General features: G+C 60.2%; 10 protein-coding genes, 1 tRNA gene and 2 pseudogenes. 6 read left to right on the top strand and 7 right to left on the bottom strand.

Translation table 11 applies throughout. The annotated features are described in order from the left end of the window. Positions 1-21: 21 nt before the first annotated feature. The 4 genes from J1G34_RS01110 to J1G34_RS01125 all read right to left on the bottom strand — a co-directional run bounded on the left by J1G34_RS01110 (position 22) and on the right by J1G34_RS01125 (position 3,404). Positions 22-279 carry a DUF2164 domain-containing protein gene (locus J1G34_RS01110; RefSeq protein ID WP_058421837.1) on the bottom strand — a complete coding sequence of 86 codons (258 nt, stop codon included), beginning with the start codon at positions 277-279 and terminating at the stop codon, positions 22-24. Then, positions 280-918: an imidazole glycerol phosphate synthase subunit HisH gene (gene hisH / locus J1G34_RS01115; protein ID WP_057724503.1), complete on the bottom strand. Its 639-nt coding sequence runs from the start codon at positions 916-918 to the stop codon at positions 280-282. Then, positions 918-1,511 (bottom strand): imidazoleglycerol-phosphate dehydratase HisB, encoded by a 594-nt coding sequence (gene hisB, locus J1G34_RS01120; protein WP_065885762.1) that lies wholly within the window; start codon positions 1,509-1,511, stop codon positions 918-920. Before hisB ends, hisH begins: the two co-directional genes overlap by 1 nt. 231 nt (positions 1,512-1,742) lie before the next feature. Next, complete coding sequence (locus J1G34_RS01125; protein WP_222993073.1) at positions 1,743-3,404, bottom strand: OFA family MFS transporter; 1,662 nt, start codon at positions 3,402-3,404, stop codon at positions 1,743-1,745. Between the two features lie 324 nt (positions 3,405-3,728). Here J1G34_RS01125 and J1G34_RS01130 point away from each other — a divergent pair, with 324 nt between their 5' ends. From J1G34_RS01130 to J1G34_RS01155, 6 genes and pseudogenes are all read left to right on the top strand, one after another. Continuing rightward, positions 3,729-5,945: an AsmA family protein gene (locus J1G34_RS01130; RefSeq protein ID WP_065935787.1), complete on the top strand. Its 2,217-nt coding sequence runs from the start codon at positions 3,729-3,731 to the stop codon at positions 5,943-5,945. After that, on the top strand, positions 5,942-7,009 hold the full coding sequence (gene mutY / locus J1G34_RS01135) for an A/G-specific adenine glycosylase (RefSeq protein WP_065885765.1): 1,068 nt from the start codon (positions 5,942-5,944) through the stop codon (positions 7,007-7,009). Before J1G34_RS01130 ends, mutY begins: the two co-directional genes overlap by 4 nt. After that, a complete protein-coding gene (locus J1G34_RS01140) occupies positions 7,006-7,278 on the top strand; it encodes an oxidative damage protection protein (RefSeq protein WP_065885766.1) in 273 nt (90 codons plus the stop codon). The genes mutY and J1G34_RS01140 overlap by 4 nt, the downstream gene beginning before the upstream one ends. 103 nt (positions 7,279-7,381) lie before the next feature. Then, a tRNA-Phe gene (locus tag J1G34_RS01145) sits at positions 7,382-7,457 on the top strand. A gap of 173 nt (positions 7,458-7,630) precedes the next feature. Further along, on the top strand, positions 7,631-8,302 hold the full coding sequence (locus tag J1G34_RS01150; RefSeq protein ID WP_122463902.1) for a hypothetical protein: 672 nt from the start codon (positions 7,631-7,633) through the stop codon (positions 8,300-8,302). Between the two features lie 429 nt (positions 8,303-8,731). After that, positions 8,732-9,925 (top strand): annotated as a pseudogene (locus J1G34_RS01155) (IS4 family transposase). A gap of 138 nt (positions 9,926-10,063) precedes the next feature. On the opposite strand, the gene J1G34_RS01160 reads toward J1G34_RS01155, so the two are convergent. From J1G34_RS01160 to J1G34_RS01170, 3 genes and pseudogenes are all read right to left on the bottom strand, one after another. Next, positions 10,064-10,339, bottom strand: coding sequence for a hypothetical protein (locus J1G34_RS01160; protein WP_163001600.1), 276 nt, complete (start codon positions 10,337-10,339; stop codon positions 10,064-10,066). Positions 10,340-10,369: 30 nt separating this feature from the next. Next, positions 10,370-20,725, bottom strand: a complete 10,356-nt coding sequence (locus J1G34_RS01165; protein WP_222993075.1) for a two-partner secretion domain-containing protein — start codon at positions 20,723-20,725, stop codon at positions 10,370-10,372. A gap of 31 nt (positions 20,726-20,756) precedes the next feature. After that, positions 20,757-20,976, bottom strand: a pseudogene (locus J1G34_RS01170) (ShlB/FhaC/HecB family hemolysin secretion/activation protein); the annotation flags it as partial.

Consider the following 20,976-nt stretch of genomic DNA (forward strand, 5'->3'; position numbering starts at 1 on the left):
TATTCAGCAATGCTTGGGAAATCAGGGTTTCTCAAGCGACCACAAGTCGCTTTCGATGCTTTCGAACCTTTCCTTAAGGAGCGTCTGCGTGTCGAAAATCGCCCTGTTGTAATAATGCGGCGCCACTTCGGTGGTGAACAGCTCAAGAATCTCGGCCACTTCGAACGAACCCAGCTTGAGTTCGAAGCGATCCTCCATGAAACGCTTGATCTTGTCGGTAGCCTCACGCTCCTGCTCGGGCGCAAGGTTCAAGATTGGCGGCTTAGGCTTCTTGGCCATTTACCAGCGACCGTCCCACGCGGCGAAGTTCTGCAGCAATTGCAGGCCATGGGTATGGCTCTTCTCCGGGTGAAACTGCACGGCAAAGCGCGAACCGTCGGCCAGCGCGGCGGCGAAGTCGACGCCGTAGTGCCCGCCCCCCACCACCTGGCGTGGGTTACCCGCGGCGATGTAGTAGCTGTGCACAAAGTAGAAACGCGCCATGTCCGGAATCTCGTGCCACAGCGGGTGATCCACCGCGCGACGCACTTCGTTCCAGCCCATGTGCGGCACCTTGAGGTGCTCGCCGTCTTCATGCAGGTCTTTGCCGAAGAACTTCACCTGGCCGGGAAACAGACCGATGCAGTCGACACCGCCGTTCTCTTCACTGCTGTCGAGCAAGGCCTGCATGCCCACGCAGATACCGAGGAACGGACGGTCCTGGCTGACTTCGCGCACCAGGCTGTCAAAGCCCAGGCGGCGGATCTCGGCCATACAATCGCGAATCGCGCCAACGCCTGGAAACACCACGCGGTCGGCTTCACGAATCACATTGGCATCGCTGGTGATCAGCACCTTGCCGGCACCCACGTGCTCGAGGGCCTTGGCCACCGAGTGCAGGTTGCCCATGCCGTAATCGATAACCGCGACCGTCTGCATTACAGAACGCCCTTGGTCGAAGGCATTTGCCCGGCCATGCGCTCATCCAGCTCAACGGCCATGCGCAGCGCGCGGCCGAAAGCCTTGAACACGGTTTCGATCTGGTGGTGGGTGTTGGTGCCGCGCAGGTTGTCGATGTGCAGGCTGACCAGGGCGTGGTTGACGAAACCCTGGAAGAATTCCTGGAACAGGTCGACGTCAAAGCCGCCCACGGTGGCGCGGGTGTAGGGCACGTGCATCTGCAGGCCTGGGCGGCCGGAGAAGTCGATGACTACGCGCGACAGCGCTTCGTCCAGCGGGACATAGGCGTGGCCGTAGCGACGGATGCCTTTTTTGTCGCCGATGGCCTTGGCAAAGGCCTGGCCGAGGGTGATGCCCACGTCTTCCACCGTGTGGTGGTCGTCGATATGCAGGTCGCCCTTGCTGACAATATCCAGGTCGATCAGCCCATGACGGGCGATCTGGTCCAGCATGTGCTCAAGAAAAGGTACACCGATATCAAATCGGGCCTTTCCGGTGCCATCCAGGTTGATCGAGGCTTTGATCTGGGTTTCCAGAGTGTCGCGCTCGACGGACGCCATACGTTCGACCATCACCAGCTCCGCAAATCATTGGGCGAAAAAGGCAGCCATTATAGGGGCGCGGGCGCTAAACAGAAACATCGAAGGGGATAAGACTGATGGAGTGTCGGGGATAGACATGTGCGTACATGCATAACCAATGTGGGAGGGGGCTTGCCCCCGATAGCGGTGGTTCAGTCAACAATGCATTGACTGATGCGCCGCCATCGGGGGCGAGCCCCCTCCCACAAGGGTTTTGCAGTGTTAGTGGAACAGTACTGCGGTCTTCTGCAGGGTCACCCACACACCCCACGCCAACGGAATGCCCACCACCAGCCAGGCGGCGACCGCCAATGGCTTGCTGCCAGGGGAGGCTTTCCACTCCAGCACGGTGCTGGCATCAGCGCCTTTGTCATGCCCCAGCGCCTGCTCGGCGGCCAGTTCGACGTCGGTCATGAAGTATTTGTCGGCTACCGGACGCACCAGCAGGTTGCAGATAAAGCCCAGCACCAGCAGGCCAGCGAGGATGTACAAGGTGATGTCGTAGGCCGCAGCGCGTTCAACGCCGATGCTCAACTGATATTCACGCAGGTAGTTCACCAGCACCGGGCCCAATACGCCGGCAGCGGCCCAGGCGGTCAGCAGGCGACCGTGGATGGCGCCGACCATTTGCGTACCGAACAGATCGGCCAGGTAAGCCGGGACCGTGGCAAAACCACCGCCGTACATCGACAGGATGATGCAGAACGCCGCCACGAACAGTGCCACGTTGCCCAGGTGCCCCAGGTTCGGGATCAGCGCGTACAGGGCGAAGCCCAGGGCGAAGAACACGAAGTAGGTATTTTTGCGCCCCAGGTAGTCGGAGAACGACGCCCAGAAGAACCGGCCACCGATGTTGAACAGGCTCAACAGGCCGGTGAAGCCTGCCGCAATGGCGGCGATCGATGCAAGTTGCCCGGCATCCAGTTGACCAAACGGTACATCCAGCCCCAGCAATTTGCCGCCGAACACTTCCTGCAACAGCGGCGAAGCCATGCCGAGGATGCCGATACCGGCTGACACGTTCAGGCACAGCACCAGCCATACCAGACGAAATTGCGGGGTCTTCCACGCCACGTTCACATGCACATGACGGTGCGTGATCATCGCGTTGCTGGCTTTTTTCGCCGGCGCGGTCCAGCCCTCAGGCTTCCAGCCGGTCGGCGGAACGCGATAGGACAAGGCGCCGCCGATCATGAACACGAAGTAGATCGCAGCCATCACCAGGAAGCTCTGCCATACGCCCACGCTGGTCGGCGAGGCGAAGTGGCCCATCAGTGCTGCCGCCAGCGGTGCACCGACCATCGCGCCGCCGCCGAAGCCCATGATCGCCATGCCGGTCGCCATGCCGCGCTTGTCCGGGAACCACTTGATCAGGGTCGATACGGGCGAGATATAGCCCAGGCCCAGGCCGATACCGCCGATGACCCCGGAGCCGATCCACATCAGCCAGATCTGGTGGGTATAGATACCCAACGCCGAGATCAGCAGGCCGCCGCACCAGCACAACGCCGAGACGACACCGGCCTTGCGCGGCCCGGCATGTTCCAGCCAGCCGCCCCAGATCGCTGCCGAGCAGCCCAGGAAGATGAAGAACAGGGTGTAGATCCAGCCCAGCATGGAGATGGGCCAGTCGCATTGGGACGAGAAGACCTGGGCGATAAAGCTCATGTCCGGCGCACAGGCCACCGGCGCAGTGATGCCCAGCGCCTTGGACAGCGGCAGCCAGAACACCGAGAAGCCGTAGGCCATGCCGATGCACAGATGGATGGCCAGTGCGGCCGGTGGAACCAGCCAGCGGTTGAAGCCGGGCTTGGCGATAATGCGTTCCTTGGACAGGAACGCAGGCGGTGCGGCATTGGTACCGGCCGCAGTGCTAGTGCTCATTGGTGTTTCCCCCAGTTATTGGTATGCATCCGTCAGGCGCGCTTCCCCTCGGCCTTGCACGCAATGCGTGGCCGTTTTTGTGAGTGAAGCTCCATTTTGGCGCGACGATACGTCGCAGAAGGCGGACGAACGCGCAGAGATTAGCACCTGCAGATACGAGAAAAACCAAATTGACATCACTTTTTTCAACCTATCTGTTTTATTTGACGCCAAAATCCCGTTTCGCTGGTCGTAGATACAATGTAACGATCCACGAACTGATGCAGGCCTTCGGGCGTTATACTCTGCGGCTAAATTTTGAAATCGACATACAAGGACTCGCCCATGAAAGCGTTCGGCAAAATCCTGGGTCTGGTATTTCTCGGGCTGTTGCTGATCATTGTGGCTCTCGGCTTTGCCCTGACCCATCTCTTCGATCCCAACGACTACAAAGAAGAAATTCGCCAGATAGCCCGCGACAAGGCCCACATCGAGCTGACGCTCAATGGCGACATCGGCTGGAGCCTGTTCCCCTGGCTGGGCCTGGAGCTGCACGAAGCCGGCGTGGCAACCCTGACCAATCCGACCCAACCGTTTGCCGACCTGCAGATGCTCGGTCTGTCGGTACGTGTGCTGCCGCTGCTGCGCCGCGAAGTGCAGATGAGCGATGTGCGGGTCGAAGGCCTGAACCTGCGCCTGAACCGCGACAAGAACGGCCACGGCAACTGGGAAGACATCGGCAAGAACCTGCCCGACGAAACCCCGGGTGCCGCCACCCCGGCTCCGGCCGAACCGGTGGCTGAAGCCAAGCCGGAAAAACCGCCGCAGCCGATCCGCCTGGACATCGACAGCCTGACCATCAACAACGCCCGCGTTGAATACAACGATGAACAGACTGGCAAGCAATTGAGCGCCGAAAGCATCCAGCTCAGTGCCGGCGCCATCCACGAAGGCGCCAATATTCCGCTGAAACTCACCGCTTTCCTGGGCAGCAACCAGCCGGTCATGCGCCTCAAGACCGAGCTGAACGGCAACTTGCGCATCCAGCGCGCCCTCAAGCGCTACCAGTTCGAAGACATGCGCCTGAGCGGCGAAGCCACTGGCGAACCCTTGCAGGGCAAGACGCTGACCTTCTCCACCCAGGGTCAATTGCTGGTCGATCTTGCCGCCAACATCGCCGAATGGACCAACCTGAAACTCTCGGCCAACCAATTGCGCGCACTGGGCGAACTGCGGGCCACTGACCTGAACAACACCCCGCAGATCAGCGGCGCGCTGTCGGTCGCGCAGTTTGACCTGGCCAAGTTTCTCGAGAGCGTCGGCCACCCTCTGCCGGCCATGGCACCGGGCAGCCTGAGCAAAGTCGAACTGGTCAGCCGCCTCACAGGCACGCCGACCAATGTCGCGCTGGAGGGCCTGAACCTGAAACTCGATGGCAGCACCTTCACCGGTCGCGTTGCCGTGGATGATTTCGCCAAGCAGTCACTGCGCGTGCAGCTCAAGGGCGACACCTTCAATGCCGACAATTACCTGCCGGCCAAATCCGAAGCCGCCAAAGGCACGGCGGCCGCACGCCAGGCCGAAGTGCAAGGCAGCGAGGCCGGTGCAATGGCCGCCGGCGGTAACAGCCCACTGCCGGAAGCGCCGACCAAAGCCGCCTGGAGCAGTGACAAACTGCTGCCGCTGACCCGCCTGCGCAGCCTGGATATCAACGCGGACCTTGCGTTCGGCCAACTCACCTTGAGCCAGCTGCCGATCCAGAACGCGGTACTGAAAGCCTCGGGCATCGATGGCCAGCTCAGCCTCGACGCGCTGAGCGGTGGCCTCTACAACGGCACATTCCAGGCCAACGGCACCCTCGATGTACGCCAGGACACCCCGCTCCTGGCGCTGCAAACCCATATCAAGCAGGTACCGGTAGAAAAAATCCTGCAGGCCCAGGGGAAAACCCCACCAGTCAAAGGCCTGGTCACCCTGGACAGCAACCTGACCGGGCGTGGCAACAGCCAGAAGGCCTTGATCGACAGCCTCAACGGCACTGCCGGCATCGTCATCAACAACGGTGTGCTGCTCAACGCCAACATCGAGCAACAACTGTGTACCGGTATCGCCCTGCTCAACCGCAAAACCCTGAGCACCACGCCGCAAGGCAAGGACACGCCCTTCCAGGAACTGCGCGGCAACCTGACGTTACGCAACGGCGTGGCCAGCAACCCTGACCTGAAAGTGCGCATTCCGGGGCTGACCCTCAACGGCAATGGCGATGTCGACCTGCGCGTATTGGGCATGGACTACCGGGTGGGCATCATCGTCGAAGGCGACCAGCGCGACGTGCCGGACCCGGCCTGCCAGGTCGGCGCCAACTTCCAGGGTATCGAAGTGCCGCTGCGTTGCCGTGGCCCGCTGGAACTGGGCGCCAAGGCCTGTCGCCTGGACAAGGACGGCCTCGGCCAGGTCGCCATCAAAGCGGCGGGAAACCGTCTCAACGAGAAACTCGAAGAGAAGCTCGACAAGGTCAATCCCAAGCTCAAAGACGCATTGAAAGGCCTGTTCAACCGATGAGAAACGAGCAGTTTTCACAGGCGGTGCTGGACTGGTACGACCGCCACGGTCGCCACGACCTGCCCTGGCAACAGGGCATCACGCCATATCGGGTGTGGGTGTCGGAGATCATGCTGCAACAGACCCAGGTCAGCACCGTGCTCAATTACTTCGACCGGTTCATGGCGTCCTTGCCGACGGTCCAGGCACTGGCCGCCGCGCCGGAAGACGAAGTGCTGCACCTGTGGACCGGCCTGGGTTACTACACCCGGGCGCGCAACCTGCAAAAGACTGCAAAGATCGTGGTCGCCGAATACGGCGGCGAGTTTCCCAGGGATGTCGAAAAACTCACCGAACTGCCCGGCATCGGCCTGTCCACTGCCGGCGCAATTGCCAGCCTGAGCATGGGCCTGCGCGCGCCGATCCTCGACGGCAACGTCAAGCGCGTGCTGGCACGCTTTACCGCGCAAGAGGGCTACCCGGGCGAACCCAAGGTCGCCAAGCAGCTGTGGGCGACCGCAGAGCGCTTTACGCCACACGACCGCGTCAACGCCTACACCCAGGCGATGATGGACATGGGCGCCACACTCTGTACCCGCAGCAAACCCAGCTGCCTGCTGTGCCCGCTGGAAAAAGGCTGCGAAGCCCACATGCTTGGCCTGGAGACGCGCTACCCGATCCCCAAGCCACGCAAGACCATCCCCCAGAAGCGCACGCTGATGCCGATGCTCGCCAATGCCGAGGGCGCGATCCTGCTTTACCGTCGCCCCTCCACGGGCCTGTGGGGCGGTTTATGGAGCCTGCCGGAGCTGGACGACCTGGAAGACCTGGATCATCTGGCCAACCAGCACGCGCTGGCCTTGGGCAAACATCAGGAACTGCCGGGGCTGATCCACACCTTCAGCCACTTCCAGCTGGCCATCGAACCCTGGCTGGTCCAGGTCGAGGAAAGCGCCCATCACGTGGCCGAGGCCGACTGGCTCTGGTATAACCTCGCCACCCCACCGCGCCTAGGCCTTGCCGCCCCGGTGAAAAAACTGCTGAAGCGCGCGGCTGAAGTATTGAACGCAGGAGAGTCGTCATGACCCGCACCATCATGTGCCGCAAGTACCACGAAGAACTGCCCGCCCTCGAACGCGCCCCTTTTCCGGGCGCCAAAGGCCAGGACATCTACGATAACGTCTCCGCCAAGGCGTGGGCCGACTGGCAAAAACACCAGACCCTGCTCATCAACGAAAAACGCTTGAACATGATGAACGCCGAAGACCGCAAATACCTGCAGGGCGAAATGGACAAGTTCTTTTCCGGCGAGGATTACGCCAAGGCCGACGGCTACGTACCACCTGCTCAATAATTGATCAAAAACCGGGGTCTGCACGTAAGCGACGGTAATAATTAAATATTTTTTGAAAACTTGCTTGACGACCCCCTGAAAAACCCGTTTAATGCGCCCCGTTGCCCAGATAGCTCAGTCGGTAGAGCAGGGGATTGAAAATCCCCGTGTCGGCGGTTCGATTCCGTCTCTGGGCACCAAAATACCGAGAAACCCCAAGGAACAATGTGTTCCTTGGGGTTTTTTATTGCCTGCGATTTAATGGCGGCCGGCTGCGTGCGGTCACGATGTCGCAGCAGCACGATTGAGGGTTGTTTTTCGCTGGACTCAATCGTCCAGCCTTTACCCAATTCCCAGTTGTAAGGTTTTTTCCATGACCCGCTTCTTGCTCTGCACGCTCTTGCTACTGACCGCAATGCTCAGTGGATGCGCCACGCAAATGGACGTAGCAATCAACGCAACGCCTGACCCCGACTACCACTTCGACCGCCAGGCCACCGTACTGGTGACGTCCACCGGCGGCAGCGACGAAAACGCGCTCAACGCCCGCTACTACCTGCGCGACATGGTCAGCGCCATGAAGGACCAGGGCTTTCGCACTGTCTTCACCGACACCACCCTGCCCAAAGACCATGCACCGATCAAAATGACCGTCACCCTGGACGTCGACAGCAAGCAAGTCACCTACCGCTATACCGCCACCGAATACGGCCAGGTGGCAAACAGCACCACCACGCAGTGCAAGAAGAACAAAAAGAAAACCGACCAACTGACCTGCACCAGTACCCCAAACACCACCTACGGCCCCGTAGGCACCTCTGAGCGCACCGGCTACACCACCCTCACCACGTTCAGGGCCACCGCCCGGGATGAGGCGAGCAAGCGCGCGGTGTACGTGCTGCGGGCATCGTCCTACAACGACGACTGCCAGGCCGCGAAGGTGGAAGCCTTTTTGGTGGAACAGGGGCTGCGCAATCTGAATTTCCAGGATCGGGTGCAGCGTAATTACACGGTTACGATGCCGGAGGGGTTTCGTTGTAAATAAGTGCTACGTGGCCTGGAGCAGAGCTTTTCTCCAACGCTTTTCACTTATCTGAGCCGTGTTTTTGAGATGACGTAGGCCCTCTTGAGGCCCTTAGCTCCTATAAAACGGGCATCAGGCCGCTCACTTTTCGAGATAATCGAAAGCCTGCTAGAGATAATTTCCGATAAGGCCGAGTTTGCTCATCAAAGTGGACGGAACAGCGCAAGGCGCTGACCCATTGCGAGAAATCTCGAATATCGAAAGGGCGATGGACTAAAAACAGGAAAAACAGGGGTCAGACCACGTTTAGTGCTCCGCCAGAAGAATAGTGGTCTGACCCTGAGGGATCCCCGATTTTTCTTACGAAAAATCAAGAAGTTGGAGTTATTGAAGAAGCCTGCATGAGTCGGCAACTTGGTTTGCACCACACAAAAACAAGATCCCAAACCCATGCAGGCCATCCGATTTTTACACAGAGCGCTCGCTCAAGCACTGCCTTCAATCCACTCTCGTCGCCTGACAACACTGATGAGTTGTGTCAGTTCGTTACTGCAAGGCCGCCGCCTGACGCTGACAGCGCTCGGACGTTTTATGCCAGGTCAGGCATTCCCAAAACATGCAATCAAGCGGGTTGATCGGTTACTGGGCAATCAACACCTAAGAGCAGAGCGTCCGCTGTTCTACTGGGTGATCCTGCGGGCATTGCTGGGGTCGGTGAAGCACCCATTAATCTTGGTTGACTGGTCCCGAATTGATGCTCCCGGCAACGCTTTTTTGTTGAGGGCCGCGATACCTCTAGCGGGACGCTCATTCCCTATTTATGAAAGTGTTCATGAACGCGAGGGCTGCCCCAAATATCAAAACCGCCTGCTCAAAACACTGGCTGAACTACTGCCCGATGGATGTGTTCCAGTGATGGTTACTGATGCAGGTTTCCGGCGCCCATGGATGAAAGCAGTGGCCGCACAGGGCTGGTACTACGTGGCTCGTATACGAAATCGGGAGCTTTATCGTGGCGACGAAAATGAGTGGCTGCCCGTGCAAAATCTCTATGCTTTGGCCACTTCGTCACCCAAGTCGCTTGGTCGGGTCGAGATGACGCGTAGCGCTCCGCACTTGATCAATTTGTACTGTGTGCGACATTCAGCCAAGGGCCGAAAGCATCAACGAGTGACTGGCTCAATCGCCAAAAGTAAGCTCAGCCGACAGTCAGCCAGGCGTGAACGGGAGCCCTGGTTACTTGCCAGCAATTTGAGGCAAGACGAATGGAATCCAGCAAAAATAGTGGCGATCTATAAGCGCCGTATGCAGATCGAAGAAGGCTTTCGAGATGTAAAAAGTGAGCACTTGGGATTAGGCCTGAATCTGCATCGAAGCCACTGTCCAAAGCGCATTGAGGTGTTGTTGTTGATTGCTGCTTTGGCCAACTACCTTCTGTTTTTAACGGGGCTGCAGGCACGAGAACGCGGCTTGGAGCGACGCTAACAAAGCAACAGCATCAAAGAAAAGCGAGTGCTTTCATTGTGGCGACTAGGCTTGGAATACTGGCGAAGCTGCACAGATTTTGGAGGACGAGAACACTTGGAAATATTGGAGCGGGCTCTGCGTGATGAGGTGCGCCATCAAGCGCAGAGCTTAGGGTGAATTTGTGGGGATTCCTCAGGGTCTTACCCCTATTTCTGATAGTTTCGCTCTCAATGCAGTTTGGGCATTTGCACTTGTGGCTTCAGTAACTACACTTCTCCCGCTCTAGCAGTAGCTTTTGCACCAACCTAACCACTCTTAAATTTCACGCCGCTTAAATACCCAAACTCCCTGATCAAGTATCGGCTCCGAGGCATCTAGCCGCAAGCACTTCACTATAACCGCCCAGTCATCCTCGTAATCAGCAAGCACCTCAGTTTCAACACAGGAGGCAGACTCAAAATCATCATCATCGATTTCCCCGTCAAAATAGAATCTAATATTCAGAATTAGCCCCGATACTGAAAATACAACAGCACGAAGCTTCCCTGAAACCTCACCTAACAATGCCCTTTGAATATTCAGACGGGCCATCACGATCACATCATCAAGAAAACACATTACTCACGGCCTCGCTGGCACAATGTGGATACCATCCTTAGAGTAGTGAATTATTCCATTCGCTGTAGGTGTTGCCGCTCCTGCTCCATCTATATACGTCCCTATAGGCCCACCAAAATTCACCCTTTCTTTCGAGCCTGGCATGCCAACTGGGATATTACCGACCTGCTGTCCAGTTCCAGCACTTTCGGCAAGTTTTCGGGGGTCACTGCTCAAAACACTACGGCCTGGCGTATACGAATTATGACCTGGAAAGTGCTTCTCTTGAGCACTCCATTTAATAGCGGGCACCTCTCTTGCACCGACGCCACCTCCACCCGGCCTCATACCTCCAAGCGACGCGCCTAGTAATGTACCAGCAGCAGCGTCCCAGAATGAAGACTGGTCACCATCCCGCAATGCCGCCAGTTCCGTTGCTATCGTTAACGTCGCAGTGGTGTTATTGCTGATGATAATTGCCGCAATCGTAGTGGCTTCACTGGTATGACCTTGTGCATAGAGCGATTTGGCCAACTCACGCAGCTTGGGCTCATCCGCGATTAAACGATTTGATACTGCATCACATGCAGCGGGAGCAGCTTGGCAAACCGACCGCAGCTCCGCGTCTCTAGCTCCGTCAAGTTGCGCGTAGCGGGCACGCACCTCGTTTTTTTCAGCCTCGGTTTTCTTGCTAGCAACCTCCTCAGTCATCTCCTCCACTTCCTGGTGAAACAGGTAGTTGTACTGTGTCGCACTACCCGCCACCCATGCGCCCGTTTGCAGACTTTCAGCATCAGCACCGCCCTGTACCGATGCAGCAAGTACACCGACCACCTGCGAATTCATGACCAGTAAACGTTTCTTCTGGTCATCGGGCATGTCGGCGTAGTTCTTGTAAAGGCTATCTACCAATGCCTCATTCACGCCAGCTGCCAGGGCGCCCGTGCGGAAATCCCCTCCCGAGGCCTCGGCCGCCAACCCGCCCATCACTGCATGTAGCCCGATCTTGGCGATGCCCCCATCGGCCAAGTGACCTCTTGTGGTATCGCCAATCAGGTTGAAACCGTAGGCCGCGAATGCATTGGCCAAGCTATTTTGCAACGCATCACCCAGGCGGCCCTCCCCTCCGAGCGCTCGATCCAGCAATACGGACGTACCGTTTTGCAGTACCTGGTTAGTCGTGAACTGCCCCACGCCTTGCCAAGTGCTCAACGGACTCACGGTCGCAACCGCACCTGAGTTGGATAGTGCAGTGGAAGTGCCGGTCTGAGTGCCGGTCCATTTGTCATATACACCAGCAGTCAAGCCAGCCGTTACACCGGATACTACATAGCCCCTCATCGCATCGCTGGAAGTGACATCCTTGAAGACGGTGCTCAGGTTGCCCCGGTTATTGATGGCGCTGATCGTAGCGTTACTCGCCATGCCACCCGCTATGACGCTGCCCGCAGCATTGGCCCAGCCTGCAGCAGACACGGCGGTAGAAGCAGCCGTGGCACTAGCCATCGACGTCCCCACCCCCGTAGAGGCGATTACACCGCTGGCGGCCCCCATCGTGAAGTACGTAACAATGATCGCAATGATGATTTGTGCGCCGGCGCCTAAGCCTGAATTGCTATATTTGAAACTGTCGTGCAGTTCTTTAACCTGGCGCCAATCCACGTCTCCACGCTGCTCGGCCTCTTTTAACCAAGCCAGTTGCGGGTCGGCTTTAACCATTACATCAATCGTCTGGCTAACCGTATTCTGATCGATGTGTTTGATATCAATCTTCAAGCCATCGACGGCTTTGATCACGACGCTGCCTTCTGCAATCATCTGCGTCTGACGTAGCGTCTCGTCGGTATTCCCCTTACCCTTGGAGCTGGTCCAGGCGAGGTCACCCTTGCTCTTGGTGTGGCTCTCGTCGTGCAGATCCTTCACCGCCTCAAACGCCACCGCCCCCCCACTGACAATCGCAATATCCCCGCCACTGTCGAGCTTCGCCGCCTGATACTTCTGATCCCCACCACTCTCCAGCGTCAGGTCACCCCCCGTCTTGATCTCGCTCCCGACATTCTTCACATCGGTCACTTCATCCCGCTGGGTCTTCTTGCTGCCCCAATTGCCCTTCTTGCTCATGTCATACAGCGAATAGTGACTGTCTTGCGCGGCCAGCAGTTGCAGTTCGTTATCGGCATGCACGTACGCTTCGTTGCCTGCGCTGATTTTGCTCGCGACCAGGGTCAGGTCGGTGCCGGCCACGGCGATCAGGTCGCCGCCGGCTTTGAGTTCGGCGCTTTGTTGGGTGACGCTGTCCAGTTGGGTGGTAGTTTTGGTCTGGCCTTTTTTGCCTTTGGAGTAGTCGTGCTGTTCGTTGGCGGCGGCGGCCAGGGTCAGGTTTTCGCCGGCTTTGACGCGCAGGTCTTTGGCCGCGCTGACGGTGCTGGCGACCACGGCGATGTCGCGTCGGGCGTCGATGGCGAGGTTGCCGCCCACCTCCACGCTGGAGCTGTGTTGCAGCAGGGTTTGTTCAGTGCTTTTGACCCGGCGGCGCTGGTAGGCGGCGCTGTCTTCTTCGGTCTGGCTGGCGATCACTACGTCGCGGCCCGCGGTCACACTGGCGTTGCCGCCCGCTTTCAGCGTGCTGCCTACGTTGAGCACATCCCGGCCGGCGTTAAGCCTCAAGGTATCGGTAGCTTCGAAGCGCGAAGCATCGCTGGCCACGTCGTCGCGCAGTTGGAATCGCTCGCCGTCACGCTTGAAGGTGGTGACGGTGCGCTCGTTGATGATGTCGCCGGTCACGGCCGTGGCGCTGATGTCGCGGCCGGTGATGATGCCGCCACGGCTGTTGCGGATCGAGTCGGTGGCGAGCATTTCCAGGCGGTTGCCGGCTTGCATCAGGCCGCTGTTGTCGATGTTGCCCGCGACCATGCTCAGGTTGTTGGTGGCGCGCAGGGTGCCGCTGTTGTGCAGGTCGCCACCGCTGATCAGGCTCACGTCCTGGCCCTGGATCAGCGCGCCGTTGGGGGCCAGGCGGTTGTTGGCCTGGGCCAGGTAGAGCACCGGGGTCAGGACTTTCTCGCCGTTGACCTCGGCCTCTTCCATCCAGACGATGTCGTGGGTCAGCGCCGCCACTTGCTCGGCGGTCAGCGACACGCCCAGTTGCAGGTTGAGCGAGTCCTTGTAGGAGATGGCGTTGTCCATCAGGTAGCGGAACAGCGCGTCGTCGCTGGCGAGGCCGTTGATGTAGCGCTGGCCGGTGCGGGCGACCACGGCTTCGCGGATCAGGCGCTGCTCGTAGAGGCCGTCGCCCAGGCGCTTCCAGCTGGCGTCAGGGTTGTAGCCGAGTTTGCCGAGCAGGTAGTCGGAGCTCATGAACTGCTTGAGGTCAGTGAGCGCCGGGTTGGTTTCGATCAGGTATTTGTGGCTGTTGTCCACCGGGGCAATGTCCGGCACACCCTGTACGCGGGTGACCGAAGGCGCGCGGCTGTCCAGCACCAGCGGGCCCTGGCCAGTGACCGCGCCGCTGACCGGCTGGCCATCGAGGCTGAAACCGCGTTCTTGCACGGCGCTGTAGTCGAGGGTTTTCTCGCGTTCGGCGGCGCTGACCACTCGCCCGTTCACACTGAAGTCACCGCTGCCGGTGGCGGTTTTACCCGCTGCGCCGGCCTTTGCGGCCTGGCCGCTGAGGCGGAACAAGCCGTTCTGACTGGTCGGCAAACTGAAGCCAGGCAAGGTCACCGGGTTGACCTGACGCTGGGCCAGGTCCGGCGGCAGTTGCGCAGTGATCGCCGGTTTGACCGTGGAGGCAAACACGTCGGAGTTGGTGTTGCGGTTTTGCGCCGGCGTATTGATATCCGTGGCGTTGGCGCGGATCACGCTGTTGTTGATTTGCTGCGTGGCGTTAACGGTGACGGAACCGGCCGCCTGAATAACAGCGGGGGCAATCACACGTCCGGCGGTGGCGACGACATAACTGGAGTCGTTGTAGAAGTTACCGATCCCGTCTCTCAGCTTGGCGATGGTCATTTCGCCGGGACGGTAGTCGGCCGAGTTGGGGTTGTTGTAGAGGTTGAACTGATCCCTGCGAGTGATAAACGTGTTGTAGACGCTGTCGTTGCGGGTATAGAACTCCGAGTCGAAGTGGCGATCTTCGCCACCTGCTGCGCCTGTGTTGTTCAGTACACCAGTATCGATCTGGATATTGCCCGCAGCCGAGATTGAGCTGTAGAGGTTGTCGACGGTTTGCGCGCCAACGGTCAGGCCTGCACCCGATGAGATATACGCCGTGGGGGAACTGCTGGTGACGACGTCCTCGTAGCGCTCAACCGAGCGGAAGTGCACTTCACAGCCCTTGCCGTCACAGAAGTCGTCGTAGTAGGTGTCGAAGCTGCCCGACACCAGTTTCATTTCGGTGCTGAACTGGTCGCGGCGGTTGCTCAGGGTGTCGGCCAGCAAACGCATGTTGCCGGTGCTTTCCAGGGTGCCGGAGACGTTTTCGATCAGGACGCTGCGCCCGTTGGCGTCGTCGCGAGCAATGTCCAGGCCGCCCAGGCTGTAGACGTCGCCATAGCGGTTGCTGAAATCATTGACGCGCAACGTCATGTCGTTGCCGCTGAAGACCAGGCCCTCGTCGTTGAGCAGGTGAGTGGCGTTCAGGCGGACCTTTCCAGCGCCGCCCAGGGTGCCGTAGTTGTTCAAGGTGGTGGCGTTGACGGTCAGGTCGCCGATGGCGGTCAGGCGCCCGCGATTGTTCAGGGTGGTGCTGTTGATCCGGGTAAGTGCACCGCCGGCAATGCGTGCGTTATCGCCCAGGTCCATGCGGGCGCTGGTGAGGCTCATGGCGCCCAGGCTGCTGATGCGGCCGTTGCCGCTGTAGCCACCGGTCAGTGTCAGGTTGAGGGTGCCATCGCTGGCCAGCAGGCCTTCGTTGGTCCAGGTGCCGCCGACGCCGGTCAGGCTTTGTGCGCCCAGCAACTGGCCGCTGGCGGTCTGGGTGAACTCGCCGATGTCGAGGTTCAGGCGTGCGGCCTGAATCACGCTGCTGTTGGTCCACTTGGCGGCCGTGATGTCCAGTTGGCCACTGGTGATGAAGCTGCCGCCGGCACGGGTGACCTGGTCGGACGTCAGGTCGAATGTGCCGCTGCCGGTGTGCACGATGCGCCCGCCGTTGTTGTCCAGGCTGGCCGCTTGCAGGTCGAGCGCTTCGTTGGCGCTTTCCAGCGCACCGAGGCGGTTATCGAACAGCCCCTGTGTGCTGATGCGGGTGGAACCGGTGCGGCCCATGGCCCGCAGCGTACCGCCCACGTTGCTGATGGTTTGCGCGGTGAGGCCCAGGGTGTCGTCGCTTTCGATCAGGCCAAAGCGGTTGCTCAGGGCGCCTGTCAGGCCGAAGTCGATGGTGCGCGCGCCGACCTTTCCGCCATTGCCGGCAGCCGTGCCCTGGTTATCGAAATCCTGGGCCGTGACCTTGAGCAAGGTGTCGGCATACACACCGCCACCCTGGTTATTCAAGGTGCTGGTGACGATACGGTTTTCACCGCCCAGGGCCGAGAGGTGCCCCAGTTGGTTGAGCAAGCCGCCGTTGGCGGTGATGTCCAGCGATTGCGCCTGGGTGATCCCGCTGCCGTTGTCGAACAGGCCGCTGACCAGTTTGATCCAGCCCTTGCTGCTGTTGAGTATGCCGCCGGCGCTGTTGACCACACTGGCGGTTTGCAGGTCCAGGTTGCCACTGAGGCTGTCGACCCGGCCGCCCTGGTTGTTCAGGTCGCCACTCAGACGTAGCCGGTTATCGACTTGGCTTTGCAGCGTGCCTTTCTGGTTATTCAGGGTTCGGGCGGCCAGATCGAGCTTGCCCTTCTGGCTGAAAATCAGGCCGTCCTGCTGGTTGTTGATGTCACCGGCCAACAGCTTGATCACCAGGTCTTTCTGGCTGGCGAGGGTGCCTTTGTCGCGGTTATCCAGATCGTCGGCGAGGGTCAGGTCGAGCCGGTCCTGGCTGACCAGTTGGCCGCCCCGGTTGTCCAGGCTCGACGCGTTCAGCAGCAGGGCTGCGCCACTGGCCAGACGGGCGTTGTTGGCGTTGATCAGCGCACCGCTGAGGGTGCCTTCCAGGGTGCCCTGGCTGATCAGTTGACCAGCGCTGTTGTCCAGGCTTTGGCCAACCAGGGTGATGTTGGCAGCACTGATCTGGCCGCCACGGTTGAGGATTTCACTCTGGGCATGGTTGAAACCCAGGTGTTGACCGGCGGAAATCAAGCCGCCGTTGCTGTTGTCCAGGCGCCCGGCGACGGTGAGGCTGACATCCGCCTGGCCTGAGATGATCCCTTGATCATTGTTCAGGCTCGCCGCGCTGATGGTTTGCGTGCCCTGACTGACCAGGGCACCTGCCGCGTGGTTATCCAGCGTGCCGGTGAGCGTGGTGAGCAGGGTACCGCTCTTGCTCGACAACGTGCCTTCGGCGCTGTTGTCCAGGCTGCCCCCGACGACCGTCAGGCCATTCCAGCCGGAGATCAAACCCTTGTCAGCATTGACCACGGCATCCGCTTCGAGACGCAATTGATCGGCACTGAGGATGACCCCGCGATCACCGTTATCAATGCGCTTGGCGGCCACGCTGAACGCCGCCTGGCTGGAGATTTCGCCTTGTTCACGGTTGGTCAGGTTGGCCAGGCGCGCGAAGGTCAACGGTCCATTGGCGCTGATCAAGCCCGCGCTGTTGTCCAGATCGCCGCCTTGCAGGTCGAGGCTCACGGCGCGTTCGCCGATCAAGCGGCCCTGGCGCTGAATCAGCTTCTGGACCGTGAGTTTCAAGTCGCCCTTGGACGAGATTTCTCCGCCCTGGCTTGAGTCCACACGCTGGCCTGCCAAGGTGAGATCGCTTTGGCTATTGATCAGGCCCGCACTGTTGTCGAGATTGGCGACGGTCAGGTTCAAGGCGTGCTGGCTGCCAATCACGCCGCTGCGGTTATCCACGTCAGCTGCGGTGATTGTCAGGCTGCCATCGCTGACCAGTTGCCCGCCCTGGCGGTTATCCAGCGCGCCGGTGTTGAGCGTCTGCAGCGTGCCGGCCGAGAAGCGGCCCTTGTCGCTGTTGTTCAATGAGCCGGAGATTGTAGTCAGCGCGGTAGCAGCAGAAACCAGCCCCTGGTTATGGTTGTCCAGAAGGCCTGTGACCTTCAGGTCCAGCGCGCCACGGCTGGCGAGGGCGCCACCGGCCTGGTTGTCCAGGCTATCGGCATCCACCTGCAAGAGGTGCCTGGCTGACAACACACCTTCGACGCTGTTATCCAGCGCCTTGGCGATGCGCACCTGAAGGCTGTCGCCACTGATGACTTTGCCGCCCCGGTTGTTCAGCGTGTCGGCCGTCAACAGGAAGGATTGGGTGCTGGAAATCTCGCCGCCCTGGCTGTTGTCGACGCTGCCCAGGTTGCTCAGCAGCAATTGGCCGGGGGTCGCAATCAGCCCGTGGTCGCGGTTGATCAGTTGCCCATGGTTCAAGTCCAGATCGATGTGGGTATCGCTGACCAATTCGCCACGGTCATGCTGGTCGAGCCCGGTCAGGGTGGCCTTGACCGTGGACTTGGCAAAGATCGAACCTTGCTGGCTGTTGTCCAGTTGCCCGGCATTGAGGGTGATGCCGGCGTCACTGCTGATGCTGCCGCGCTGGCTGTTGTCCAGCCCTGCGCTGCGCACGTCAACCTGTTGCTTGGCGCTGATCACACCGCCCTGGCTGTTGTTCAGCGCAGCGCTCACCAGGGTGGCCGTGCCATCGGCCAGCAGCTTGCCCGCCTGATTGTTCAGTTGGCCGTCGGTTGTGATCGACAGCGCGTTGGCGGCGGACAGAATGCCGCCCTGTCGGTTGTCCAGCGTGCCAGCCTTCACCGTTAACGCGCCTTCACTGAGCAAGGTGCCTTGGTCATGGTTGAGCAGGTCACCGGTCAGGTTGATATTCAGGCCTTTCTGGCTGGTGATGCGGCCGCCCAAGCTGTTATCCAGTTGACCGCCGTTCAGTACGAGGCCCTCACGTCCCGCCAGCAGGCCTTTGCTCTGGTTGAGCAGGCGTTGCACGGTCAGGCTCAAGCCGCTGTCACCAATCACCTTGCCGGCGTTGTTGTTCAACTGGTCGGCCACCAGCAGCACCTTGGCCTGGCTGGAGATCTCGCCTTGCTGGTTGAGCACGGTTTGGCTGCGCAAATCAACGCCGTTGGTGGCGGCAATGAGACCGCCGTTGCGGTTGTCCACCGAGGTGCCAGTAAGGCTCAGCACGCCTTCACTGACCAACTCACCCGCTTGCTGGTTGAGCACGCCGACGGTGGCCTGCAGATCACCCTTGGCACTGATTCGACCGGCGCCGTTTTCCAGATGGTTGGCATTGAGCGTCAACCGGCTATCACTGCTCAGTTGGCCGCCATTGCTGTTGTCGACGCTGCCACCGGTCAGGGTCAATGCACCATCAGCGATCACTAGGCCGCCCTGGTTGGCCAGGGTATCGCCCTGCAGCGCCAGGGTGGTTTTACTCGATACCAGCCCAGCCTGGGCGTTGTTCAGTTGACCGACCCGAACCTGCTGGGCTCCTTGGCTGACCAGGTTGCCTTGATTGTGATTGTCGAGCAGCCCGGCGATGGTCGCGGTCAGGTTGCCCTGGCTGGCGACGGAGCCCTGGTCGCTGTTATCCAGGCTTGCGGCTTGCACCGTCAGCAGGCTGGTGGCGGAGAAAATCCCCAGGCGGTTATCAATGGCGCCGCTGGCGGTCACGTTGAGTTGGCTGCCCAGCAGTTTGCCGGAACGGTTATCCAGCGACGTGGCGCTAAGGGTGGTTTGCTGGGCGGAAATTTCGCCCGCCCGGTTGCTCAACGCCCCGGCCGTTACCTGGGTCTGCTCCTGGCTTGCGACCAAGCCGTTATCGTTGGTCAATTGCCCGGCGTTGAGCGTCAGGTTCTTGAGGCCTATTACTCGACCGTTCCGGTTATCCAGCGCAGCCGTCACCGTGACGTCGGTGCTGTTATCACTGTGCACCAAGCCAGCCGCTCGGTTATCCAGGCCGGTGGCATTGACCTTGAGCGCCTCGGCCCCCAGAACCCGGCCACCCCGGTTATCGAACTGGCCTGCGCTGGCCACGGTTTTCACACCGCTCAAGGTGCCGCCCTGGTTATCCAGGGTTTGTGCAGCGGCGACCGTCAGGGTGCGACTGGCAACCACGCTTTGGCTGTTTTTCAGGCTCGCCGCCGTCAGGTTGACGTCGCCGTTGGTATTGCGGCTTTCATCGGCATTCACGCCGGCCTCGATGATGCCGTTGTTGATCACCTGCCCGCTGCTGGTCAGGCTGATGCTGTCGCGCGCGGCGAGGCTTTTCTGGTTGCTCAAGCCTGTGGTGGTTTGCGCATCGATTCGGGTACCGGCATACACCGCGCCCGTGGCATCAAGCTGGTCGGCCTTGATCACCACCGCTTCGCTGGCCTTGGCATTGACCATGCTCAAGCGCCCGTTGGCATCAAGCTGGATATCCCCACCACTGGCCGCCAGGGTGCCATCGAGCTTCACGCCCACACCGGCTTCGGTGCCCACCAGTTTGATCGCGCCGGCGTACATGCCGCCCAGGGCCGACGAGTCGATCGCAAGCTCGGGTTTGGCGCTGCCGTCATCGGCGCGGGCGGTGGTTTTCAGGCTTTGTGCATCGACGTCGTTGCGCCCGGCGATCACATTGAGTTCGCGGGCGTTGATTTTGGCGTTGATCTTGGCCGAGCGGGTGATGATGTCGAAGCGGTCGACGTTGCTGGCGTTCAGGCCTTCGCCATCGATGGTCACGGCGCCGCCATCGACCTGGTAGCTTTTCAGCTGGCCGGTGGGGTCGATGATGGGTTTGCCGGTGGTGAGGGTGACGTTGGGCGTATTGATGAAGCCGCAACCGGCGCAGGTCACGCCGTACGGGTTGGCCACGATGACCTTGGCCGACTGCCCCGCCACTTCGGTATAACCGCGCAACTGACTGGCGCTGCCGCCGTTGACTTCGTTGAGGATGACGCTGGCCGCGCCGCCCTTGAGGTTGGGGTTGCCGACAATGATCCCGCCCAGTTGGGTGTTTTGCAGCGCGCCGTTGGCGTTGTTGAGAATCACGCCGTTGGGGCCGACGTTGTACTGCTGGAACTGGTTATGGGACAAGCCTGCGCCGTTCGGCGTGGCGATGTTCACCACCGGCACGCCATTGCCCGCCGCGCCCACCGTGGTACCCGGCGCACTGACCACGATGCCCTCGGCCTGGGCCAGCAGCGGTTGCCAGAACAGCGCATTGGCGAGGATCAGCGCCAGCCCGCGTTTGGGCAGGCCGAAGAACGCGTCTCGCGGCTTCAGGGCGGCGGAAGGTTGGCGGGCCAGGAAGGCAAATTGTCGAACGTCCATTTTCAGTTTCTCGCTGCGGCGCAACGTTGAATTACAGGAACAAATCCAGGCGGAAGTAGATCGGCGCTTCGCGCTCGGTGACGACTCCGGGTCTTTCCAGCGAGTGGGCAAAGGTCACGCTGGTGCTGACGTTCTTGCCACGGGCGAACAGCTCCAGGGAGTTGCTGGACACGCGGCCATGAACGTTGTCGTTGTAGCGGTCGTTGCGGATCACGCCCTGGTCGTAGCCGACGCTGGCGCCGTATTCGAAG

The organism is Pseudomonas sp. Wu6 (assembly GCF_019891515.1).
Taxonomy (GTDB): Bacteria; Pseudomonadota; Gammaproteobacteria; order Pseudomonadales; family Pseudomonadaceae; genus Aquipseudomonas; species Aquipseudomonas orientalis_A.